This is a genomic window from Haloarcula sp. CBA1131 (genome assembly GCF_008728975.1).
Lineage (GTDB): Archaea > Halobacteriota > Halobacteria > Halobacteriales > Haloarculaceae > Haloarcula > Haloarcula hispanica.
In genome coordinates this window covers 168,880-192,615 of sequence record NZ_RPCY01000002.1, presented here as the reverse complement: position 1 = coordinate 192,615, position 23,736 = coordinate 168,880, and the positions used below count along the sequence as shown (strand labels likewise).

At 53.3% G+C, this 23,736-nt stretch carries 16 protein-coding genes and 1 pseudogene; 5 read left to right on the top strand and 12 right to left on the bottom strand.

Annotated features, from left to right (window positions below):
* The first annotated feature begins 31 nt into the window (after positions 1-31).
* Positions 32-1,330: a hypothetical protein gene (locus tag Har1131_RS16265; RefSeq protein WP_014031321.1), complete on the top strand. Its 1,299-nt coding sequence runs from the start codon at positions 32-34 to the stop codon at positions 1,328-1,330.
* 43 nt (positions 1,331-1,373) lie between these two features.
* Here Har1131_RS16265 and Har1131_RS16260 read toward each other — a convergent pair whose 3' ends face one another.
* The 11 genes and pseudogenes from Har1131_RS16260 to Har1131_RS16205 all read right to left on the bottom strand — a co-directional run.
* Positions 1,374-2,633 carry a hypothetical protein gene (locus Har1131_RS16260; RefSeq protein ID WP_014031320.1) on the bottom strand — a complete coding sequence of 420 codons (1,260 nt, stop codon included), beginning with the start codon at positions 2,631-2,633 and terminating at the stop codon, positions 1,374-1,376.
* A 12-nt stretch (positions 2,634-2,645) separates the two neighbouring features.
* Positions 2,646-4,292, bottom strand: coding sequence for a carbohydrate-binding domain-containing protein (locus tag Har1131_RS16255; protein WP_225308146.1), 1,647 nt, complete (start codon positions 4,290-4,292; stop codon positions 2,646-2,648).
* A gap of 1,208 nt (positions 4,293-5,500) precedes the next feature.
* Positions 5,501-6,001: a hypothetical protein gene (locus Har1131_RS16250; protein WP_151147457.1), complete on the bottom strand. Its 501-nt coding sequence runs from the start codon at positions 5,999-6,001 to the stop codon at positions 5,501-5,503.
* A 58-nt stretch (positions 6,002-6,059) separates the two neighbouring features.
* Complete coding sequence (locus tag Har1131_RS16245; RefSeq protein WP_014031317.1) at positions 6,060-7,565, bottom strand: lipopolysaccharide biosynthesis protein; 1,506 nt, start codon at positions 7,563-7,565, stop codon at positions 6,060-6,062.
* Positions 7,566-7,803: 238 nt separating this feature from the next.
* A complete protein-coding gene (locus Har1131_RS16240; RefSeq protein ID WP_050038394.1) occupies positions 7,804-8,940 on the bottom strand; it encodes a Gfo/Idh/MocA family protein in 1,137 nt (378 codons plus the stop codon).
* A 796-nt stretch (positions 8,941-9,736) separates the two neighbouring features.
* Positions 9,737-10,543, bottom strand: a complete 807-nt coding sequence (locus Har1131_RS16235) for a glycosyltransferase family 2 protein (RefSeq protein WP_014031314.1) — start codon at positions 10,541-10,543, stop codon at positions 9,737-9,739.
* Between the two features lie 645 nt (positions 10,544-11,188).
* On the bottom strand, positions 11,189-11,917 hold the full coding sequence (gene aglF, locus Har1131_RS16225; protein WP_014031312.1) for a UTP--glucose-1-phosphate uridylyltransferase AglF: 729 nt from the start codon (positions 11,915-11,917) through the stop codon (positions 11,189-11,191).
* A 1,788-nt stretch (positions 11,918-13,705) separates the two neighbouring features.
* Positions 13,706-14,248 (bottom strand): hypothetical protein, encoded by a 543-nt coding sequence (locus Har1131_RS16215; protein WP_044952849.1) that lies wholly within the window; start codon positions 14,246-14,248, stop codon positions 13,706-13,708.
* A 533-nt stretch (positions 14,249-14,781) separates the two neighbouring features.
* Positions 14,782-15,045, bottom strand: coding sequence for a HalOD1 output domain-containing protein (locus tag Har1131_RS16210; RefSeq protein ID WP_014031309.1), 264 nt, complete (start codon positions 15,043-15,045; stop codon positions 14,782-14,784).
* A 70-nt stretch (positions 15,046-15,115) separates the two neighbouring features.
* Positions 15,116-15,295 (bottom strand): helix-turn-helix domain-containing protein, encoded by a 180-nt coding sequence (locus Har1131_RS22195; protein WP_255518506.1) that lies wholly within the window; start codon positions 15,293-15,295, stop codon positions 15,116-15,118.
* Positions 15,296-15,396: 101 nt separating this feature from the next.
* Positions 15,397-17,778, bottom strand: a pseudogene (locus tag Har1131_RS16205) (GAF domain-containing protein); the annotation flags it as partial.
* Between the two features lie 155 nt (positions 17,779-17,933).
* Between Har1131_RS16205 and Har1131_RS16200 the strand changes: the two are divergent.
* Positions 17,934-19,208: an IS4 family transposase gene (locus Har1131_RS16200; protein WP_151147453.1), complete on the top strand. Its 1,275-nt coding sequence runs from the start codon at positions 17,934-17,936 to the stop codon at positions 19,206-19,208.
* On the opposite strand, the gene Har1131_RS16195 is transcribed toward Har1131_RS16200, so the two are convergent.
* Positions 19,183-19,692 carry a response regulator gene (locus Har1131_RS16195; protein ID WP_225308145.1) on the bottom strand — a complete coding sequence of 170 codons (510 nt, stop codon included), beginning with the start codon at positions 19,690-19,692 and terminating at the stop codon, positions 19,183-19,185. The two genes, Har1131_RS16200 and Har1131_RS16195, sit on opposite strands and share 26 nt — an antisense overlap.
* 540 nt (positions 19,693-20,232) lie before the next feature.
* On the opposite strand from Har1131_RS16195, the gene rdfA reads away from it, so the two are divergent.
* The 3 genes from rdfA to Har1131_RS16180 all read left to right on the top strand — a co-directional run bounded on the left by rdfA (position 20,233) and on the right by Har1131_RS16180 (position 23,645).
* Positions 20,233-20,880, top strand: coding sequence for a rod-determining factor RdfA (gene rdfA / locus Har1131_RS16190; RefSeq protein ID WP_050038396.1), 648 nt, complete (start codon positions 20,233-20,235; stop codon positions 20,878-20,880).
* The gene (locus tag Har1131_RS16185) at positions 20,877-22,667 is read left to right on the top strand and encodes an archaea-specific SMC-related protein (RefSeq protein WP_050038397.1); all 1,791 of its coding nucleotides are present in this window, start codon (positions 20,877-20,879) and stop codon (positions 22,665-22,667) included. The genes rdfA and Har1131_RS16185 overlap by 4 nt, the downstream gene beginning before the upstream one ends.
* Positions 22,668-22,820: 153 nt before the next feature.
* Complete coding sequence (locus Har1131_RS16180) at positions 22,821-23,645, top strand: hypothetical protein (RefSeq protein ID WP_050038398.1); 825 nt, start codon at positions 22,821-22,823, stop codon at positions 23,643-23,645.
* The last annotated feature ends 91 nt before the right edge of the window (positions 23,646-23,736 follow it).

Below are 23,736 nucleotides of genomic sequence, written 5' to 3'. Positions count from 1 at the left end.
TATTTTACTTGGTTTGTGTAAATTGACAGATATGGCTGAAGAGACGCCGAATCATAGCTACCAGCGTCCGGATCGCGGAACACAGGATTGGCATATCCCGTTGAACGAGAATTTCTCTCGTATCGATACTGAGGTCGAGATCAAGGATGCTGCCGAAAATCTGGATCAGTATCAACCAAAAGAGGGGGCCAAGTTCCTCGCGACAGATTCGCGACGTATCTTTATGGGAAACGGAGAAGAGTGGCTGGAGTTCGGAAGCACGGCAGGCCGCGCACGTTCCGTCTCGCTTGGTGAGACCAGTGAGAGAGCCACGGTAATGAGTGACGGAACGTTCATCGCCCAACCAGGACAACTACAGGACGTTATCGATACCGCATCTACTGGATCTGAGTTCGGACAGGCTCCTGCACAGACAGTCAAGATGGTCTCCGGTGAGACGTACGAAGTATCCGAGACTGTCCGGCTCAAGAGAGGTGTTAGACTGGAGTGTAATGGGGCTAGAGTCGTCCCGACTGGCGATTTTGATGTTTTCGAACTCGTCCGTGATACCGTTCTGCTTGACCCGTTTGTCGATACTCGCGGCAAAAACTGGAGTTCGACACAGATTGTTATTGGTCCGGAAGACGCACAGAAGTTAGATACGGCCAACCGCGCCTGGGTAAAGGACGCGTATCTCCTCGGAGACACAGGCAAGGGTATCGGCATTCAGTTCCGTGGCGGCTCGAAACCCTGCTCGATGCAGGTCGCTAATGGGACCCTCGACGGGTTTGATCGAGCAGTAGATTTCTACGCTGCTGGGGAGAACCGCGATCCGCAAGGCGACTGGTCGAACGGGAATCAGTTCTGGGGGCGGATACAGGACTTCCGGATCGGGATTAGTATGCGGTCGGACGGTGCGGAGGTGAGCGGGAATACCGTCCGCGTACAGACTCAGCCTGACCCAGAAGTAAGTGAATGGCTCTGGAAAATGAAAGACGACCCCCGAGAGTCTCGCGGTGATAACAAATTCGTGATGAAAGGCAATACGGTAATGGCTTATCCGTGGGACGTATCGTCGTTCAAGCAGAACAACTCATATTATTCAGAGAGTGATCGAGATGCGCCATTCTGGTTTATCGGACGTGGTCGTCGGTACGGAAATTCACTCGTGGATCTGAGCGGAGTACGAGGAAACCAGTACGTACTCAACGATTCAGATACGCCCGACCGAAACGGCATCTTCACTGCACACGGTGGCTTCGTCGTTGGTACAACAGAGTTTGAGACAAATCCGGCATATCAGCGAAACGATAGCCGACATTGGCACCCGCAGTCGCGCAATGCGGAGTAGATAGTTACTCCCACGCTATTATCGCCTAAGGCCCGCTCAGACCTTAGTTCTTTGAGTCTTCGTGCCACATACGGCTTTCGCTATTCCGCTGGTACGCAGGCGGGTGTGAGAACTGCCTGGTGCCGGTGACTTCGCCACCATGATAGGTGAAAATCCCGTTCCGATCTGGGTAATCCGAATTGTTAACGATATACTGGTTCCCGAGCTTTCCGGACTGGTCAACGAGTGAATTACCGTAGTTTATTCCCTCGCCGATATACCACACCGGCGGCTTACGGTCGCTACTCTCAGCGAAGGGATTATTGTCCATATAATTGTTGTTGTCCCACGGATACACCATCATGGTGTTCCCAGACTTCCGGTACATATTGTCGTCTCGGTCGCTTTCGGATCGAGGGTCGTCCTCCATGTACCAGAGCCATTCGCTCACGTCGTTGTCAGGCTGGACCATCAACTTGAACACGTTACCGGAGACTTCAGCGCCCTCAGAGCGCTGGTTGACGCCAACACGGAAGGCTTCCAGTGAGCCGTAGAATTGGTTCCCGTTCGACCAGTCGCCCTGTCCGCTGTAATCGTCACCGCTGGCATAGAGGTCGATCGCGATATCGAATCCGTGTATTGTTCCGCTGGCGACCTGCATCGAGCAGGGTTTCGAGCCGCCCAAGAACTGAAGTCCGATGCCCTCTCCGGGGGTTCCCCAGAGATAGGCATTTTCGACGGTTGCGCGGTTCGCCAGTTCGATTTTGTCTGCGTCCGGTGCGCCGACGACGACCTGCGTCGAATTCCAATTGACCGATCGGGTGTCAATGAACGGGTCGATGAGTTGCGTCCCGCGGTACATCTCGATGACGTTGAAGTCACCTTCCGGAATGATCCGAGCGCCGTTACATTCGAGTCGGATGTTCCGTTTCAGTTTGATAGTATCCGACGGGAAGTAGTTCTCTCCGGAGACGAGCTTTACAGTTCGGCTCGGTCCCTGTGCCCATGTGTGTGACTTGGACGCTTGATCGATCACGGACTGTACTTCGCCCGGCGGTGCGATGAGCGAACCGTCGTCGGCCTCGGAAACTGAGTCGTCGGACGCACTGAGGCTCCCGACGCGGTTCCAGTTGCTGCCGTCGCCAATGTATACCGTGCCGGTATCGGTCGCTAGGAACTTCGACCCCGTCTTCGGTTCGTACTGGCTGATGTTGGACTCAGCGTCCCGGAGTTCGACGTGGCTGTCGAGCTTTTCGAAGTTTTCGTTAAGTGGTACGTGCCAATCGAGCGTGCCCTCCGCGGGTGTGTTGTATCGTTCTGCCATTGTTCTGTTGTATTACTGGGTACCCCCGTACCCACCCATTCCGTAGCCGTCGCTGCCGAAGTCGTCAGTGCTTGACTCCGTCATGGTCTCAGTTTCGGTCGCTGTCTCGGTTTCTGTCGGCGTCTCCGTTTCGGTCGATGTCTGTGTCGCCGTCTCAGTTTCAGTCGATGTTTCCGTCTCGGCCGCTTCGCGGAATTCGAACCAGTTGAAATCAATGCCGGAGCCAACTGCTTTCACCTGAATGACGTGCTCGCCACCATCCTGGACCGTTACGTCAGGAAGCGTTGCCGTTTCCCAAGTCGTCCAGCCGCCGGTGTTCGGTACATCCACTGTCCCGAGTTGCTCGCCGTCGAGGCTAAACTGCAGTTGCCTGTTGTCTCGTGTCGTCGCGATGCGAACGTCGATGTCGTATGTTCCGGCCGGCACCTCCGCAGTGTATTCGAGCCATTCGCCGTCCTCGAAATACCCAATGTTGTACTTCCCGGAATTGTCCTGCGTTTTCCGGATATCGACGTCGGAGTCCCGATAACCGAGATCGTACTCACTGCCGGCAGTGGTGTCGTGATACGACACGCCTTCGCCGCCCAGATCGAATGCTTGTGACTGTATCCTGCCGGGAAGCGTCGGGACGCCGTCGAACGGCTGATTCCCGGCGACCTCGAACTCGGCCCAGTTGAAATCGATGCCGGACCCGATCGCTTCGACCCGGAGCACTTGCTGTCCATCGGCATCGATGGTCACGTCCTCAAGTATTGCCGTCTCCCAGGTCGTCCAGCCGCCGGTGTTCGGCACGTCTACCGTTCCAAGTTCTCGGTCGCCCAAGTGGAACCGGAGCTGTCTGTCGTCCTGTGTCGTGGCGACACGGACTTTTAGATCATACTGGCCTGGCGAAACATCAGCCGAATATTCGAGCCATTCGCCGTCTTCGAAGTAACCGATGTTGTACTTCCCAGAGTCGTCTTGGGTCTGCCGGATGTCGACATCGGTGTCACGGTAACTGGTGTCGTATTCGTTTCCAGCGGTCGTATCGGAGTACGATACTCCTTCGCCACCCGTGTCGTAGTTTTGTGCCTCAATGCGCCCGGGAATCGTCGCTAGAGTCCCATTGTACGGTTTCTGCGCATCGACTCTATCGAATTCGAGCCAATTGAATTCTACACCGGAATCCAGTGCTTCGACGCGAAGCGTCGATTGCTGCTCGGACTCGATTTCGATGTCTTCTACTGTGACTGTCTCCCACGAGGTCCAGTCGCCCGTATTAGGGACAGCGACCGTCGTGAGGGTACGATCTCCAAGAGACAGTTCGAGTCGCCCATCAGAGAGTGCTGACGCCACTCGGACTCTAATATCGTACGTCCCCGGCGAGACATCGGTTGTGTATTCGAGCCACTCTCCGGCCTGAAAGTAGCCGATATTGTACTTTCCTGACTCGTCCTCTGTTGGTCGGATATCAACGTCAGTATCTCGGTTAGCGGAACCGTAGATATTTCCGCTAGACGTGTCGTGGTACGCCTCGCCTTCGCCACCGATGTCGAAGTTCTGGGCCTGAATACGTCCGGGAATTGCCCTGACTGTCCCTTCGTACGGTGACTGAGACTGCGTCGTACTATCCGTCGAAATGGTGAGTGAGTAATCGCCACCGCTTCGACTGACGTCCATGACTTGCAGGTAGTGTGTACTTCCGGCTGAGAGTGATTCCGGCAGATACACCGGGACATCTGAACTCGCGTACGCTTGGGAGAGTAATTCACCGTCCGGATTGAACAGTCCGACCGCAGCAGCACCTGTGTCTGTACCCGGCGTGAATTTAACCGCTACATTTTCGCTGTCGGGCCTGAACGCAAAGAGATCAGAGGAACTTGGAGACAGTGTTGTTGAGAGCGGAGAATCGATGCTGAGGCTGCTGACCGAACTTGCCATACTGGTGTCTTCGGCCACCTTCGAAACATCGACTGCGCTGAGTTGTGTCGTAACTGCAGGCTCACCACCGTATCCGAATTTTGCTGCCGATCCTCCTGCGGTAGGATCACCTTTACCGGCGCATCCTGCCAAAGACGCAGCGGCAACACCTGCTAATTTCATGCACGTGCGGCGGTCTATGACGGTTGTTCCCGTCGTACTACTTTTATCTCGCGACACCTCTCCATTGTCGTGCGAGCGATTCTGTTCTTCGTTGGTCACACTCCGGTAATCCCTATTTACTATTTTATTCGTTGTTACCGGTTGGGTCTTGTTTGCATAACTTGCTGACCATGCGATACTTTCTTGCATACCACATTTAGAGCAAATATTATAACCGAAAATGGCAGTTGAGAAACTAATACTCGTTTGGTATAGTCGAATTACGGTATCTTTGTAATGTTAGGGAGGTACTACCATCTGATATCACTCCACTTCGTGACCAGCAGATCCGCTCGATCTGAAAGTCAATCGGCCTAGGTCACCGAGTCCCGTTTCAGAGATCACGACCCCGTCGCTCAAATTCTCTTGTGGTGGCAAGATGTTCAAGCCGTTTGCGAGTGATTTTGTGGTCTCTATCAGTCCTGTCCGATTTACATGCTATTCTCAGCAATGAGTACAAGATGACTGTCACTCATGTCTTTAGCTGTGAACCATTACAGCCTCTGGGAGTATATTCGGTTCAGCAGCCGTACTATTGGGCTGCTCATAAGATGCAGATTGACATTTGTGAATCACCTCGTGCAATACTTCGGTACTGGCATTTTCGACTGTGATGAATTCTCTCGAAAACAACCTTGTTGCTGGACCTAACGCAGAGTGTATTCAAAGGCGATATTCTCTGGGAAAATGCGTCCCACGCTCTACGCGATATTTCTGAATGAGGCTCTACTTTGGAGCGGTCTATCTCATTCCGCGGTCGGGTCCTCGACTCCGACTCGACACCGACGTTGTAGGGACTCCTTCTCGTTTGCCAGGCACGACAGCGAAATGATGGTGTCAGCGTTCAGGAGAGATGTCTGAAACGAAATGTGGTCGCCCACTCCAATCCCGCTGTAGAGCGTTCTGGATGTCCGGTATTCTATCGTTCCGGTCCGACTGAACGCTTTGGGACTGTCGTTGTGGTGGTTTACTGTGACGTGGAACCGTATCGAGTCGTACCTTTCCCGCAGGGAGGTTGCAACCTCAGGTGATATCTCTGCTGGTGACTGCCCAAGCTGTCCCTCGTGTTCGGATGAAACAGTTGTCCCGTCATCGTCAGTGACGGTGATCTCAGTCGTCTCCCCCTCGGCGATGCCGACGAACCGCTTTTGAACTATCTCACCTTGATTCACGAGCAGCAGCTGATCTAACCACCGCCCGACCTGTAAGAACGGGACGACGCCAGCAAGCACTGTTCGTCGCTTCATCGCGCTGTGCTCCTCTTTTCGCCGGATCGATTGATTTGGATTGTCTGTCTCATTTTGATCACGCCAACGCATCGAATATTGATTCGAGGTTCTGCTTGACTTCCCAATTGAAACTAAACATGAGCGCCAGGGCCAGGGCCACATAGACTCCAATACCAACGAGGACCAACAGGATAAACTCCAACACCGGCCCAGTGAGAGTCACCGTCTGATAGACGTAGGTCACTGCGGCTGCCATCCCAAGACTCGCCACCAGGGGATACGATACCTCCCTGAAAACTCGAACTGGAGACACATTGATGGTCCGGGCGATAAGATAGGTGTCAATCGGCATCATCGGGAAAATGTAAATACCCGTAATGAGAGCTGCAGTGCCTTCGATTCCATACATCATCGTGACCGGATAGATGAATACAGCAATGAGGGCCACACGTACAGCAGAGAGTTTAGCAATATAGTCCGGTCGCCCAACTGCTTTCCAGACCGGTCCCATCGTCGCACCCATCGAACGCAACAGTCCGTAGATAGCCAACAACTGCATCACTGGTATCATCGGCTGCCACTCGGGGGTAAAAAACGCCTCGACAAACGCGGGTGCGACTGCCGCGATACCCATTGCCGCTGGGAACGAAGCCAATGTGGTCATTCTGAGCGTCTGGAAGTATCCGGACCGCAGCTTCTCGACGTCGTTCTGCACTTTCGAATACGCCGAGAACGTCACACTGGAGATTGTCTGTGTGATTTCGGTCGCCGGCGCGTTCGAGAGCCGGTAGGCGAGCTGGTAAAATCCCAGTGCACTTGCCATGAGCGCCCAGCCGACAAACGCGTCGTCTCCTCTACTGTACAGGAAATACAGGATTGAATTGGCCGTAACCCACTTTCCGAAACTGTAGCGCTTCTTCGCCACATCGATATCGAACGAAGGCCACGGACGGTACCCGTCCGCCAGATACGAGACGAGGAACCGGGCGGCGTCGCCGGCGATGTATCCGATTGCCAGTGCATAGACAGTTGGGTCATACAGAGCTATGCCTACGGTGACGACGAAGTATGCCACCGCGCCGCTGACCCTATACACGAACTCTTTGTGGAAATCTAGACTCTTCTGGAAATAGACGACAGCAGGGTTTCGTAACCCAACAATAAACGGTGAGAGGGCGATGACCCGAAACAGATCGGTCGCTGCAGGTTCGTTGAACAACGACGCAATAAACGGGGCCCCGAGGAACAGAATAACGGCAATTACAGTCCCTCTGGCTGTCTCGATTGTCCAAGCAGTGTTGAGCTCGTCGTCGACGTTGTCCTCCTCGGCCTGTATCAGAGCGGACTTGATTCCCAACTCGGAGAACTTCTTGAGTGAAGAGAGCGTCAACAGCGCTATCCCCATCAACCCGACTGCACGCGGGGACAACAGTGAGGCAACGATGACCAGCAACAACAGTTCTAGTCCCCGTTCTGTGACGTTCATCACACCGACCCACACGCCACTCTTTACGGTTTGCTCCATCACGTCATCACTGGCCGGGAGCAGCCGCTTTATCAACCGTTTCAGTTTATCTAGCATCGTCGTTCGAACTCCCTGTTGCGTGTGTGACGAGCCACAACACTAGGCCGATTGACGGACACCAGTGTGTTCTTCCGACTCAGTACTCGATATTGCTGTGCCTGCATAGACTCTCCGTTGCTACATACTTCGGATACCATCTGTTTGTTATGGGCGGGGTAACTGTGACGCAGCCGCATTATCAGGGCGTATCTTGCCACTCCGTCTCAGTGTGCAACTGTTCGGGGTGTACTGGAATTTATCGATTGTCAGCAGTGAGTACTTGCCCGTTTTCGACCATCGATTCCAGCGGGTTGTCGTCGATTTCTAGTGGGAAATCGACTCGCCCGCACCGCCGAGCGGACTCCCAGCACCCGAATATAAGTTCCGTTGCCTGCAGAGCGTTGTCAGCTGAAAGTTCAGGTTCACGACCCGTGTCCAGTGCGTCGACGGTGTCCGCTATGGCACGGTCAATATAGGTTTCAGGTCTCGCGTTTTCTACAGTGGCTCCCGGTATACGAGCGCTGATCTTCTGTTTTGCAGCGTCGAATATTGTTTCGTTGGGACCGTGTACGTCCTCTCCCCCAGTGTCGACCGTTGTCCAGTTTTTCCCGGTCCGGACCCGTAGCGGAACCTCACCACCTATTTCTATCATTCCGTCTGAGCCCAGCAGCCGCATATGACAGTCGACAATGCCACCGTCCCCTGTCGATGCGAGCCCGTTGACACCGTTCGTATACCGCCATTGCGCGATGGCCTGATTCTCGTTGTGGGCCCCAAACTGTACGTTTTCCTCGCTGTATTCGATCCCAGCCATCACCCATTTCGACATCGCTTGGTCAGTGAAGTACCCACAGAGGTCAAACAGGTGCGACCCGTAATCAAATAGATTTTTTCCACCGAGTTCGATTCGCTCTAACGAGCCTATTTTTCCGTTTTCAAGCAGCGACTTGGCTTTCCGGAACGGCTTTCCGAACCGTCGTTGGTGGTTGAACGTAAGCTGGATTCCGGCCCGCTTACAGGCCGATGCCATTTTCTGACAGTCCTCCCATCTCGTTGCCATCGGCTTTTCACAGTGGATCGCGTCCATTACCCCACTCTCAGCACACGTCATCACGACAGGTGCGTGGATATGGGGCGGAACGCAGACACTGACAATGTCGGGCTCGACAGCAGTGAGCATCTTCTCAGTGTCCGTGTAGACGTTTCTGTCCGGGAGGTTCCATTGTTCTCCGAAACTTCTCGCATTCTCAGGGACGACGTCGGCACAGGCGGTAAGTTCACACGAGTCTAACCGCCTGTACGCGCCTGCGTGCCTATATGCCATTGCGAACCCGTCGGTATCCGGGTCGTCCGGATCTGCACCAGTCCCAATGACTGCGACAGTGTAAGTCATCGATGGAAGGTGGGATAGTAGCCTCAATAGTAGTAACCTCGTACCGATTCACTCAGACAGTCCACACTGACTGGCTGGTCTACCAATGCTACCGTGACAATATATCTGAAACTCTGGGCTCCTTCTATCAGAGAGGGTGTACGCAGCCATCTCGTGTAGTTTTAGAACACGCACAGTGTATTATATGACTCTTAACTACTGCGATCTTGGCGGATTCCAACCAGGACAATCAGACCACCAGCTAAGCATTTGTTCACTCGTGAACTGACCACGGTCGCTTCTTGATCGAATATATGAAGCCAGCTAAACCAGTTGGCGTTTAATCCCGGGATGCCCCTATTTGTATAGTAGCCGGGTCCCTGTCCAAATCATATGTGATCAATGATAGGATACGCTGCAGCATGGCTGCCGGTATGGCCTGTTTACTAAAACGGTCTCCGTCGTTGGATTCTTGATAACGATGGACCACATTCGTCGCCGACAAAGCGTAGCTACGGTCGCGAGGGGGACTATCTCACCGTACTGATGTCTTCAGATGAAGAGACTAGGACCGTGGAGTCGGAGCAGGCGACCCGACGGACCATTCTATCCCTTGTTGCGACTGGACTCTCGTTCGGAGTTGCAGTGCTTTTGAAGCGGGAGATATTGTATCGTGGGTACGGCGAAGATGGGTATGGTGAACAGGGGTTCGGCGAGTAACTAGTACGGCATATATCACGACTCTCTCTGAGGAAAGAGTTGGGCCAGCAGCTGCTAGTTTGCCTAAATTCAGAACACCGAAGAGACCCAGAGACAGTTAGTCTGACGGTCCCGCGGATTCCGAGGGTCGGTCAATATTAGGTACTTCGCCTCTGTCCTCTTCGTAGTGGGTGTGGTTGAGGAATCCTCGAATACGTCCAGCTGTCTTTGCAACAGTACTGCCCGCTTCTATAACGGTAGCTACCGGCGTTATTCTGACATAATTCAGCGGGTCAAGTGCCTCACAGAAAATATTCTTGAGTTGATCTGCTCGCGAGACGTTACATTTTGACCAGTAGTACGGACTCTTTGTTTCGAGCTTATACTGTTTCTTCCAGTATTCAGTAATAGACGACGCGTACGGATGGTCAACGATGAGTTCGGGATCGTACCGAATATCAAACTCGGCTCTAACTCGCCTGGCGAGTTCCTTTTCCTCGTGACCCCACCCCATCTGTTCGTCCCACCCACCGACCGCCTTGAACACGTCCCTGTGAACGCCCATGTTACAGCCCCAGAAGTGGTTGACATAGCAAGGATCGTCCCCCCAGTCGTAATGGGTGGTGAAATGGCGAGCAAACACATCATCGACTGGGTGGATGGTTCGACCGGCGTATGCCGCCTCTGTTTCGAGGAGTTCATCCGCTTTTTGAAGATATTCTGGGCGAGGTCGGGAATCATCATCCAGAAATACGATCTTGTCGGTTGAGGCTTGTTTGATCCCCTCATTTCGGGCTCTAGTCACAGGGCTCTCATCACACACGATAACCTCAAAGTCGTCGAACGCGTGCTCTTTGAGGCACTGTATTGCTTCAATCTCATCCCGCGGCTTCAATGTCGCGATAACAACGCTGACCGATACCATTAATTCTTCTACGAAGTAGAACTCTCCTTCAAGACATTAGTATAGGCATCCTGTCATTAGTAGGCAACGCATTCACCTGTCTTACCCTGGCATGGTCGCAATGACTGCCTGTACCCACGATACAACTCCATAGATGAACACCACAAACCCACCCATGGAAACCCAGCGTAGTCGTTTGTGATTTTTTGGGCGGACACCGTCTGGATTACTGAGTTCGACCGCAAACAGAAAGCCTGCGTAGCTGAGCAGGTAATACAACAACGGGTTCCAACGGCCGATAAATATCATCCCCCCCAACGTCGCCGAGAGCCAGATGATGAAGACTCCCACGAACTGTCGAACCCATCCAGCGCACATAGCCAATCAATACATGGTCTTCCTGTTTTGTTATGCTACTACTAGCGCGTACTATTGGTAGGTGGTTTGGATCTACTTACAGCGGCAGCCACCGTGTGGTAACTGCCGGCGCACAATCTCTGCCATAGAAAACTGGCAATGAAATAGACAGTATTTCGAAGCCAATGATGTAACTGGCGTTGGGATCCGCGATCAACTCACGGTACATAATATAGCTAATTGATAGGAACTCCCAGTGTCACATCGTCGTGATCCTAGTGGACCGGTCTTTTGAGTGAACCTTCGATGTCAGGTTAGTGTAGCCGCTTCTTCTGAAAGGCGCTGTTCTGCAGTCTCCTTGTCTTCAGGATACCCAACGTCGACACGCCACCCGTTGAGACGAACAGCGTCGATCGTTCTTCCGCTGTCCATCAGTAAATCAATGGCATCGCTAAGTTCGTATTCGCCACGGTCAGAGGGCTGAACCTGACTACATGCTTGGAATATTGCTGGCGAAAACGTGTAAAAGCCGGTCATGACTAGGTTTGACGGAGGGTCGTCCGGCTTCTCGACTACATCGGTTATTTCACCATATTTATTCGTCACGCAAACGCCATATCTAGACGCTTCGTCTTCCGGAACCTCCTCTACCAGAAATGCACAGTCGACACGCTGTTCTCGTTGTCGTTGTACGACTGTGTCGAGGTTTCCTCGAAACACATTGTCTCCCAGCATCAACATAAAATCGTCCTTGATTTCCGGTTCGGCCTGTAACAAGGCGTGTGCTAGCCCAGCAGGTTCCTCCTGATGGACGTACGTTATCGGGACGCCGTTATACGAGTTTCCGTAATAGTCGATAATCTGCTCTTTTCGGTATCCGACGACGATAACAAACTCGTCTGCATCAAGTGAAACGAGCTCGTCAAGACAGTGGGTCAGAAGCGGTTTTTCGTCTACCTCAACTAACGCTTTCGGGAGGTCATCAGTCAGCGGCTGAAGTCGTGTGCCCTTCCCGGCCGCGAGAACTACTGCTTTCATCACTCACACGCTTTCCCAGATACCACATTGTAATGCTGCTACTAATCGGCCCTGTCATCGGTGGGTAAACCACTATTCTTTCCGCTGGTAACGTTGTTCAGCTATCGGCGTAGATCTCGAAGCGAATCCGAGTGGATAACGATGAACTCTTCTTCACCGAGTTGTGACTCATGCTCCGGCAAAAATATCAACTGTGAATCAGTCGAAGATTTGACAACAGTTAGTTCTTCCATCTCGTAGCCTAGGTCCGATTCCCAGTCTGGATCTGTCGGTACGTCTTCCCACTCCTCTGAGGACATCATTCAGCCGCCACTCCATTCAAATTTCCCGGTCTTGACAAATTCAATCGCTTGTGTGTAAACCGCGCACTCTGACCCTGGCCCCATAGCCCTACTCTTAGATTAAGACAATCTTTAAATTGTCTCTCTACTGCACTTACATCGAGCATATCTCGGAAAGGTGTAATTACTATATTAAAGATTGCGTCCTTATACCCAGCATCTACACATCATTTATACTCCATTTACTTACCAATCTATCCTACCGTCTCCCCCAATAATACGGTGAAAACAGACTAATCTCCAATGGTAGGATAAAATTACTCCGACATTCGATGAACTAGACTGGGACATATCACTGTTTTGTGGCATAGCGCGGAGGAGCAGATGAACTGGGTACAGCCTTCGAATTTACTATCGGATCAAGTTCATTCGGAGATTTTTGAGTGTCCCCGTATCAGTATCTCTCCTGTATATGAAACTCAATTTATCTATGTTACTCCTTACTCTCTTATAGGTGTGATCGTTACGCTTGAAGCTCTAAACCGAAAATGCCTCTCAAATGGCGCCACCACGTACTTCAACCCGCATTCAACACTTGAGTAAAAGGCTCAGCTACAGCTGCTCCACATACCTTTGGAGTGGTAAGCTCCGCTATGGCGGAATAACACGACTATAACAATACACTCCTGCACATAAGATACTGGTGGAGAGGGCAGTTACCCGACACCCACAACACCGGCCCAATCCTTACCACCCCCCTCAGGGACGCTCGTGCCCTGTATAGTCGCTGTCGACTCGGATCGCTCTCTCCACTTTGATAGTGAGCCGGAACGGCTTCGGTCACACCGTCCTTTCCGGCTCACTCCGTTCTTGATTTTTTAGCTATGACGTGGATTCTAATCCTTTGCTAAGGCTTCGCCGATTCTCCTAACTAATTATGGATACACTCCAGACGTCCATAACTTAAACTTAGGTCATCAGAAGTCATTGATGCCCAGCAGACACAGCGAAACTGCATACCAGAACTTGTGACCGAGTAACGGATGTTATGATTGCATTCAGAATCCCCGATAAACACTCCTATAGCCGATATCTGGGTGAGTACTTCTGATAGTCGCAATACCCGGAGGGGTTTTACAACAAAATTCCTAAAGATCAACACTAGTATACCCCGGATATCTACAACTGGCAAGCGTCTATAGTAGCGATTGGAAATCAATGCACACCTGCTCGCACGACGGCAGTGTGATCAGTGTGTAAATCGTTTCAATTGTTACTATAGAAGTAGCCGACTACCTCAAATATGAACTCAATTACTAAACTGTAACAGTTACACGTAGCGGTGTATGCCGGAACATATCTCCGACAGCGAAATGGAACGGATTTCGGAATTCGCGAGCACTCCGATGTACAAACGGTCGCCCGATCAGTTACTGCCGGACGGTGCGGCCGACGACGAAGAATAACATACCCTTGGGGGGTATTTTCAGTCAGCGCATAGTTCAGCTCACGGCTCGCCGATATCGAAGGTCTTGTCATTTTCCCCTCGCCGCCTGGAGACTGCGTGAGCAATGGACAGCACGAGAAATGAACTAATGACGACTAGTCCGATAACTAATGGACTGATTGCACTGAGCGGCGACACACCGACAATTGCTGCGAGGAGTAAAATGGCGTTCAACAGGGCTACGGCCCCATAGTACTGATACCATTTAGAATCATCATCACTATTGCTAATGAACGGTTCAACCTCCGGAGCATCCTCTCGAAGAGCTATCTCGCCCGTATCGGCGTCGTACGTTATTAGCCCTGCCTCTTGAAGCTTCGGAGCATGGGTCTGATACAGCGAGACGTACACCCGCTTTCGCGCCTGCGAGGAGAGTTCTTCGACGGTTGTGTCGTTCTCCCACGCAGCCAACTCCTCAGCTAAGTCGGTTAGCTGGACTGGCTCCTTTTGTTGGCGTAGATAGTAAAGCGTATATCGACGCCTCGAACTGCTGAGGATGTCGAACATTTGGTCGCGTGAGAGCTCTGGTTCTTCCTCTACCATCGGTTCACTCATGACCTCGATTGCTGCATTGGTTTGTGTTCAGGCCGCGAGAGCCACATATATACACGAAACCCGGGGTACCGTTTTGTTACACCCCCGTTACCTTCTAATTCCTGAGTAAGAAATAGCTACTTGTATCGCACGTCGTACTCCCGTTCTTCACCGACTGACCACAGTCTGTATATAATCCTTCAGTTTGTGACATCCGGAATCATTTGGCGTACTACATGACTCAATCACAACGACCTCCAATAAATAAAATAAATCTGCATGTGAAAACGCAGTACGGTGTGTTATTGTTCGGCTCGGTACAAGTCTCTGTTTCATTACTGCGAACCTCCGAACCTTTTCATATTGGTATAAATATATATTAGTACTACGCTATCGAATTCCAGTGAGGATAGACAGAAACTACATAGCATCCTATTAATAATACATCGTGAACTCTCCTGCATCTTCTCCATGGCATACTCTCTTACCGGAGGTTCCTCGTTATCCGCTCAGTCAAGAACCAGGAGGAAAGTTCTAGCCGATTACGTCGGCGTGATCTCGATGGTCTCGCTGTCTCGAATCCGAACGGTGTACCCACTGTATGTGAAACTAATCTGAATGTCGTCGTTGGTCTGCCCTGCGACAAGGGTATCAAGGGCGTCCGGGTCGATTCGGTTGTACAACGGTGGGAGACTGGTTTCCGTTACGGATTCTTTAGCTGCTATAGCGGTCACAATCGCTTCACTCGGTGATTCGTACTGGTTTGTCCAAAAGACAGTTTCTGTCTCGTTCCACTCCAGACTCATTGTTCTTTGTATGAACACACTCCCGTATCAGCATATACTCTATCAGACTAGCAAACTCAGACAACAGGCGCTATCTATCTAGATGCTGGGTCGTTCCCCCTTCGCTAAACAACTGTTCTAGGAGCTTCCGAACAGCTACCCGGAGGTGGTGGCTGAACGTCGGCTGTGATATATCGAGTGTATCGGCGATCTCCTGACCGGTCTTGTCACGGGGTGATTGATAGAATCCGCTATAAAAGGCTGCAAGCAGGACCTCGAATTGGCGGGGGTTAGCTGTGCTGTCAATTCTGAATGGAACGACTCACGGGTTTGGACACCACGTTCCCGCTTGTGGCGGCCCACGAGTTCGATGTCCGGACATGAACGCCGTAATTCAGCTATGAGCTGGCGAATGTCAACCGTCTGTGGGACCTCAAGCTGAATCTCCAGAGTCTCCCCATCAGATTGGATTAATTGCGGGGCTCCTCCTTGTTCGGCGACTGTCAGTGCGAGCTGTGTACCCGATACTGTTGCTTCGAACAAGCTCGTGTCTTCTGTGTCAGTTAAACACTCTAATCGCTCAATTCGGGGAAGAATGTCCAAACACGCTTGTAGGTCATCTGGTGGAGCGTCAGTGCTGAAAAACACGATACAGCTGGTATCTCCCTGTGGGACGATACCCTCGAATGTGATTTCTGTATCGGCGACGCCCGCAATCCGATGAATGATATCGTCGGATTCCGTTGCTTCTAGCTGGAGTTCGACAGCCCGATCTGCGACGAGCCCCTGCTTCGTCTCAATGCTGTTGATGGCGTATCCGACCGTTTCACTCACCTCCTCGAGTACTGACTGTGTCGGCAGATCGAAAACGTCCGGCGTTTTCGCGTACACAGTCAGGATGCCGTAGGAGAGTTGCTGATAGCTGAGCGGAATGCTGACGACTGACTGGAACCCACGTTCCAGTAGTCGCCGTTGCCACCCTTTTCCCCTGAGTCCGTCCGCGATATTGTTGTTCAGCGTCTGTTCGTTAGTCCGGGCTGTCTGGACTGCTGGTGGAGGCGGTGTCTCATTGGAGGGCGTGCGCGATTCCTCCAGAAAGCCACGGTCGGTCCCTGCCCACGTCCGTGGCGTGACTCGGTCGGTATCGGATTCGTATTCCCCGATCCACGCAAACGAACAGATGTCGGACGCGACCAACTGGTCACACACCGCTTGCTCTATTTCTGAGCGACTGTCTGCCCTGAGCACTCGCTCGTGAATTTTCTGACTCAGCTCTGTCAACCGATTCATCTGCTCGAGCTGAACCGTCTGTTGCTCCAGATCGCGCTGCCTGTCTTCGAGTTCTGTCTCGTATGTCAGCCTATCGAACGCCGTTCGAATCGTCGCCCCCAGGAGTTCGGTAATTCGACGGGTCTGGGTATCGAACTCGCCGCCGATCGTGTCGCCCGCTCGAAGCACTCCATGGTCGCCCAGCGGGACAAACACGGCCTTTCCGTCAGTCATCGTGTCCTCGCCCGCTTTCGAGGTCGAGTTTCCGTCGCAAACGATAGTTTCCTCGGTGAAAAAGGCCGAACTCACGAAGCTATCACCGTCTGCTGGGATAGCTTGTTGCTCCTCGGTCTCCGTGGTCGAAAGCGGGCGAAAGGTGTTCGTATCGCTGTCGAACGCGTACAGCACGACCTCAGGGAGACCGATGATATCACGGGTCCGCGAGACGACAATTTGAGCGGCTTCCTCCTCTGAAGTCACACCCAAGAGATCTGTCGCCGTTTCGTACAACTGTGTAAAACCCATCTCAGCCCGCTGCGTCTGTAGTTCGTTTCCGATCCACTTGCTCAGAAGGTCTACGAGTGTCACGTCCCAGTCTGAGAACTCTGATCCGCCCGTTCCGGACCCATAGAAACAGAGCGTCCCGTATATGCTCCCACCCACAGTGAGTGGCGTTCCGAGATACCGATTGACTTCGTCGCCCCATATCTGATCTCGGTCAGCGTCGCCGCATTCGGCATCGACGTCTGTCATCACGATTGTCTCCTCGTTCCCGATAGCTTTCGCACAGGGGGTTTCCGACAACGGAATCGTTCCGCCTGAAAAAATCGTTTCGTCGGGTGTCTGGAGCACTTCGAAATCGTATTCCATCCCGTTGACGCGAGAGAGCGTCGCGTACTCGGTTCCAAGCACGCTACGACCGACTTGCATGAGATCCGCTATCTGTTCCCGGAGCGCCCCGTCCCGCGCTGTGAACACTTCGGTAATTGTTCGCAGGACTTCTTCCCGCATTTCGAGTTCGGCACGCGTTGCGGTTGAATGGAGGCCATCGGCGACAATCTCCGCAAGCTCTGTCAGCACTGCCTGCTCCGCTTCGTCAAACGCGAAAGGCGTGTCCGCGTATATCGAAATCACACTCTGTACTGATCCAGTGTACTGGATCGGGAGAACGATCATCGACCGGAACCCGTACTCCGATGCGAGCTCGTGCCAGGGCTGGACAGATGATTCAGTCCGGATATCTGACGCTACTTGATGTTCGCCGGTTTCGATCGCGTGGCCGAACGGCCCGTCATCGAAAACTGAGCGGCCATAGCGGGAGACCATCGCTTCGACGTATTCGAGTGCGTCGCCACCGCCCGCGGTGGGGACGATATCACCTGCCTCGTTTTTTTCGCCGATCCAGGCGAACTGGTAGGCATCCGAACTGGTCAGAATTTCACAGACAGCCTCTTGGATCTCTTCGGCTGTTGACGCCCTCAGCACTTGGCGATTTATTTCCCTGAATAGTGAATTAATCCGCGATCATCCGTCTTTAGCTAAGCGAAGAACCGCGTGACAGCAGCGGCTTATCGAGGCTACTTTTCGGAAGGAATGAGGAGGTGTCGAGTGTGTACAACGAGACCTCCTCATCGAGAATCTTGCGTCGTCTCACTACACTGTTTCCCTCTGAGTTCCTTGAAGAGCACGCCGAGGAACTCGGCGTGGTCGAACGGGAGGGGAAGCTTCAGATTCCCGTCCTCGTGTGGGCGCTTGTGTTCGGCTTCGCCGCAGGCGAGAGCCGAACACTCGCTGGATTTAGACGTAGCTACAACTCTACAGCCGATGAGACGATCTCTCCCGGTGGCTTCTATCACCGGTTGACACCGTCACTTGCAGAGTATCTCCGCGACCTCGTCGAGCGTGGTCTCGACGAGGTCGCTGTTCCCGACGCTGTTGACGGTGATATCAACCGATTCAGGGACGTGATGATCGCTGATGGAACGGTGTTGCGGTTGCACGAGTTCCTTTCCGACGAGTTCCAAGCTCGCCACGAGGAGCAGGCTGGAGCGAAGCTCCACCTGCTCCACAATGCCACCGACCAGACGATTGAACGGATCGATGTGACCGATGAAAAAGCGCACGACAGCACGCTGTTCAAGACGGGATCGTGGCTGCATGGACGGCTGGTTTTGTTCGACCTAGCGTACTTCAAGTACCGCCGCTTTGCGCTGATCGACGAGAACGACGGCTACTTCGTGAGCCGGTTGAAGCAGAACGCGAATCCGGTGATAACAGAGGAACTACGGGAATGGCGCGGGCGCGCCATTCCCTTGGAAGGAGAGAAGATCCACGACGTGGTCGGTGATCTCTCGCGGGAGTACATTGACGTAGAGGTCGAAGCGGAGTTCAAGCGGGGTCAGTACGAGGGAACACGGTCGCTAGACACGAAGCGGTTCCGCGTCGTCGGCGTCCGGGACGAGGACGCCGACGACTACCATCTGTATATCACAAATCTACCGAGAGAAGAGTTTCTCCCAGCAGATCTAGGGACGCTGTATCGGTGTCGATGGGAGGTAGAAACGCTGTTTCGTGAGTTGAAGACGCAATACGAACTAGATGAGTTCGACACGAGCAACCCTGTTGTGGTGGAGATTTTGCTGTATGCGGCGTTGCTGTCGCTGCTAGTGAGCCGTGAGTTGTTGGATCTGGTCACCGAGCAGGCTGACGACGAGATTGTGTTTCCACCGGAACGCTGGGCGGCGACCTTCCGGTCGCACGCCCAGCTTGTTCTCCACGAACTCGGTGAGTACCTCGGCTACTCACCACCACCGTTGCTGGAGCGGCTCATCGAGGATGCTCAGAAGATCCATCAACAACGACCGATCTTACAAGAGACGCTCGCTACCGCTACACAACCGAGGTGTGAGTCTTAGCTAAAGACGAATGAATCCGCGATAGTCGCGCTGTTTCTCGGCGGAATCGGTATGATTCCACCGCGTTCTCTATCCTGTTTGTGAGCACCGCGTACTGCTCTGGCCCGCCGCCCTTGACGAAGTAATCGGTGACGCCGGCTGAAACCGCTTCGCTGGCGAGTTTTTCGCTTCCTTGGCCTGTCAACAGGATAAATGGGAGGTCGCCGTTAGACTGTCGCACCGTTTCTACGAATTCAATCCCGTCTGCTTCGGGCATCTCGTAGTCACTGACGATACAGTCGATCGACTCGGAACCGAAGTAGCTGAGCGCATCCTCGACGCTTGCGGCTTCGATAACCTCGATACGGTCGTTCTCGTGTTCCAGCAGTTCCGCCGTTGTCCGCCGGAACTCTCCGTAGTCATCGACTAACAACACCTTGATTTTCGAGGCTGCCGTTCCACTATCCGTTGGTGCCGGTCCAGTCTCACCGGCCAACTTCCGCATACTACACTACTTACGCAACAGTCCGTATAAACGTTTGACTTGGTTGCAACGCTGCACGGTTCTACGTCTGGTAACAGTAACCATCTCTCGCGAGGAATCCGGTCTGCCCTCCAAATGCGTAGGAAACTCATATTTTGGAATGTATACGGATACTGCGATCTACCCTAGTTCCCCTCCAAATTTTATTGGAGGTTGTATATCTTGGAACTTTGTATGTTCTAAAATACACTTTTTGCTTATACTATTATACAGATGTGAAACATCCTGAAACGCCCATAATCGAAGGAATAGATGGAAAATCGACTTTAGTTCTGCGTGAAATTATAGTATAATAACGTTCTTTAATTATCAGATTTCAGTATAAACACCCCAAATTCAGAAAATTTGATAGTATCCTCGATTCATAAATACACACTCTGTTCAACCCTGTATTCCATCTCTAAAATACACACTAAGGGTGTGTTTTCTGCAGGATATACCTACACTGTGCGTACACCGACTGTCAAAAACTATTACTGAGCAGGCAGAAAAAGCTGAACAATGGCTGTTAACTCCGGTTGCAAAGTAGACGCGGTTATCGACAAGTACGGGTTGGCATCAACAGACCCAGTCTACGACACCCTTGATGATGGCCTGCTCGCACGCTGGACGGGCGCTGATGACCGAACCGAAATGGGGTATCGGTCGCTGACAGCGTGGTTCAACAAACGGCTGCTTAAACAAGTCTATACCGAACACGGGCGTGAAACCCTTGACACGCGTGTAGACAGCGATTACGACACGTTGCGTGGTGACGACGACTTGCGACGGGACGAACTCATCGAGCGACTGCAAGCTACGGGTATCCCGGGAGCGTCGCTTCACGACGATATGGTGTCGTGGGGAACGATGCGAACGCACCTCAACGACTGTTTAGACGGTGAAAAAGAGCCCAGGAAGGCGACAACTAACTGGGAGCAGGAGAGCGTGGCAACGGCCAAAACGGTCGTCGAACGGAAGGCCGAAACGGCACTGTCCTCACTCGCGAAGAAGGGTGATATCGACGGCGGTGACACCGCGGAGATAGAGGCCCAGATACAACTCGGATGCCCGGACTGTCCGACCCGTGTTCCGTTCGATGTTGCACTCGAACGTGGGTACGTCTGCAAGCAACACCGGAGCGCGAACTTGTCAACACACGATTCATGACCTGGAACATCGAAATCGAACGAATCGCGGGTATACTTGACGGATCGGCGACAGTAGAGCCGGGAGTGAACGTCGTCCGTGGCTCGAACTGGCAGGGGAAATCGAGCTTCATCGAATCTGTCAAGACGGCCCTTGGCACCTCCACTGAACTGACCGAAGGCGCAGACAGCGGTGCGGTGCACCTCGAAACGCCAACCGGTGTCTACGACGTGACGCTTACCCGAGAGAACGGTACCGTAGTCCGGCACGGCGAGCCGTACCTCAGCGACGAGTACGACGTGATCCGCGCTGAACTGTTCGCGTGTCTGGACGAGCGTAACGAAGTCCGTCGCGCTGTCCGGACAGGAGAAAACCTCGAGGACGTGCTGTTACGGCCGCTGGACTTCCAGAACATCGACTCGCAGATCGAGACGTTACAACGGGAACGCGAACAGATCGAAACGGAACTCACGCAGGCACGCGAGGCCAAAAAGCGGCTCCCCAGCGTGCAAGAGAAAGTGACACGGCTGGAAAACGAGATCGAAGACCTGCGGGCCAAACGCGAGACGATCGACAGTGAGGCAGGAAGCGACGACAGTCCGGAGTCGGTCCGCCGCCAACTCAGCCAAGCTCGGACTGAACAGAATCAGGCGAAAAACCGCGTCGAACGACTCGAACAAAGTATCGAGCGGACGGAACAGCGTCTCTCGGAGCGCCAGGACGCTCTCGACGCTCTCGAAATACCGGAGTACAATGACGTCGCGGACAAACTCTCGGAGGCGCGCGAGAGCCTCTCGCAAGTGGAGCGAGACGCCGAGGTACTCCAGTCCATGTACTCGGCCACTGAGATGGTACTCAGCGAGGACCGGGTTGACCTGCTTACCGAGGTGGAGCGCGATATCGACGGTGACACCGTCGCCTGTTGGACGTGCGGCAGTGAGACGACACGGGCGGACTTGGCTGACCAACTGGACGCGCTCGGAAACGAACTCACGGCGCTCCGGGCCCAGAAAGAGACCTACCGAGATACTGTCGAGGAACTGGAAACACAGCGCGAGGAGATCAGCCAGGCCCGCCGTCGAAAGGCCGATCTAGAGGAAGACATCGCTGAGCTAGAGGCGACGCTGGCCGACCGGAAACAGAGTCTCGACGCAGCCAGAAACAGGCTCGAACAGGCTCAGTCGGACGTGGAGCAGCTTTCGGACCACGTTGATGCGGCCGTGGCGGAGCTTTCGGACGTCGAAAGTGAGATCAAGTACCGCGAGGCCGAACTCGAAGACACCGCCGACGAACTGGCGCAACTCGAAACGAGGGCGGCCCGTGTCGACACGCTCGAAACCGACCTCGAAACCGTCCGTGACGACCTCGCGGAACTTCGAAACCGGAAAGACCGAATCAAGCGTGAGGCACGGGAAGCGTTTGACACCGCGATGAAGGATATCCTCTCCCGATTCGGGACAGGGTTCGAAACGGCTCGACTCACCGCTGACTTCGATATTGTGGTCGCCCGCGACGGCCAGGAAGCGAGCTTAGATGCCCTCAGCGAGGGGGAACTCGAACTCATCGGCTTTGTGGCAGCGCTGGCCGGTCGGCAGTCGTTCGATGTCGGCGACGCTGTGCCACTTCTGCTCGTCGACGGCCTGGGCGGGCTCGACGACGACAACCTCCACACCCTCATCGAGTACCTGCAGCAGGGAACGGAGTATCTGGTGTTTACTGCGTACCCGGAATACACGGCGTTCGACGGACGCGAGATCGACCCGACCCAGTGGACTGTTGCGAACGAGAAAGAGGCCTCGGCCGACTGATAGCGACCGAACTGGAGTGTTCTCGTCACTGACGCCGATACCCTTAGCTGCAGGCCTCTGGTGTCTGAGAATAGCATATCTACCTAGGTGTAATTTCACTTTTAGGACAATAATACAAAAATACTATTAACAAAGACGGCTTTTTCAAACCAGATGGCAAACATACGGGTCAAAGATTGGACGAAAAATAAATTGAGGGGAATACGGGCTGCGGAGTCACACTCATCGTACGATTCGGTCGTCAAAACACTGCTAAAAGACCGTAAAATCGCGAAGTACGCGGACGACGCCTCCGATACCGTGACTGGCGAGTCCGTGCAGTCACAGGACGCCGACATCGATAAGCCGTTCGACGATATGACTGTGCTGGCAGAACTGACTGGTAGCCACGACGACGTGTTGTTCCTGTGGTGTCCGAACTGCGGGAACGAACTCGTCCACTTCACGGTCGAGCGGCCGCTTGGTTGCTCCGTATTTGAGATGGAGTGCCAGCGGTGTCTTACGCATCTCGACAGCTGGGCCATCGTCGCTATCGAACTGCAGTATCCAATCGAACAGAAGATGATCGAGGGACAGCTTCAGGCAGATCTCAAAGCCTGTGTGATAGACTACTGGGACCGGACATTGCAGGCGGCGGCTAACGATACTCTCGACACAGAGGCCCCTGCCGACCGTCTCGTGTGGCAGTTCGATCAGTATCACAAGCAGTTCTCCTGGGACTGGCCGACTGATGTCCCGACTGTCAGTTTTGTCCCCGGCGTCACGTATCGCAACACCGTGACTGATGAGCGAATCGAAGTCGTCGAAGCTGTCACCGAGAACCGGAACGCGATGGATGCGTACACAGTCAGACGCTACGCTGCAGACGGCGATGTCGTCTCGGACCAGCTAGACAGCAGTGCAATCGTCGACCGGATCGTCAACCGGGAACTTGTCGTCGCCGAGCAGGCCGTGGGAACGACCAAACCCACGACCTGATGAATCACGATGCCAACCGTCTTGGCTTATTGCTGGTGTACGCGGTCTGCCTTTCAGAACACGGTTTGGCGGGGCCGGGATGAGCGGGGAG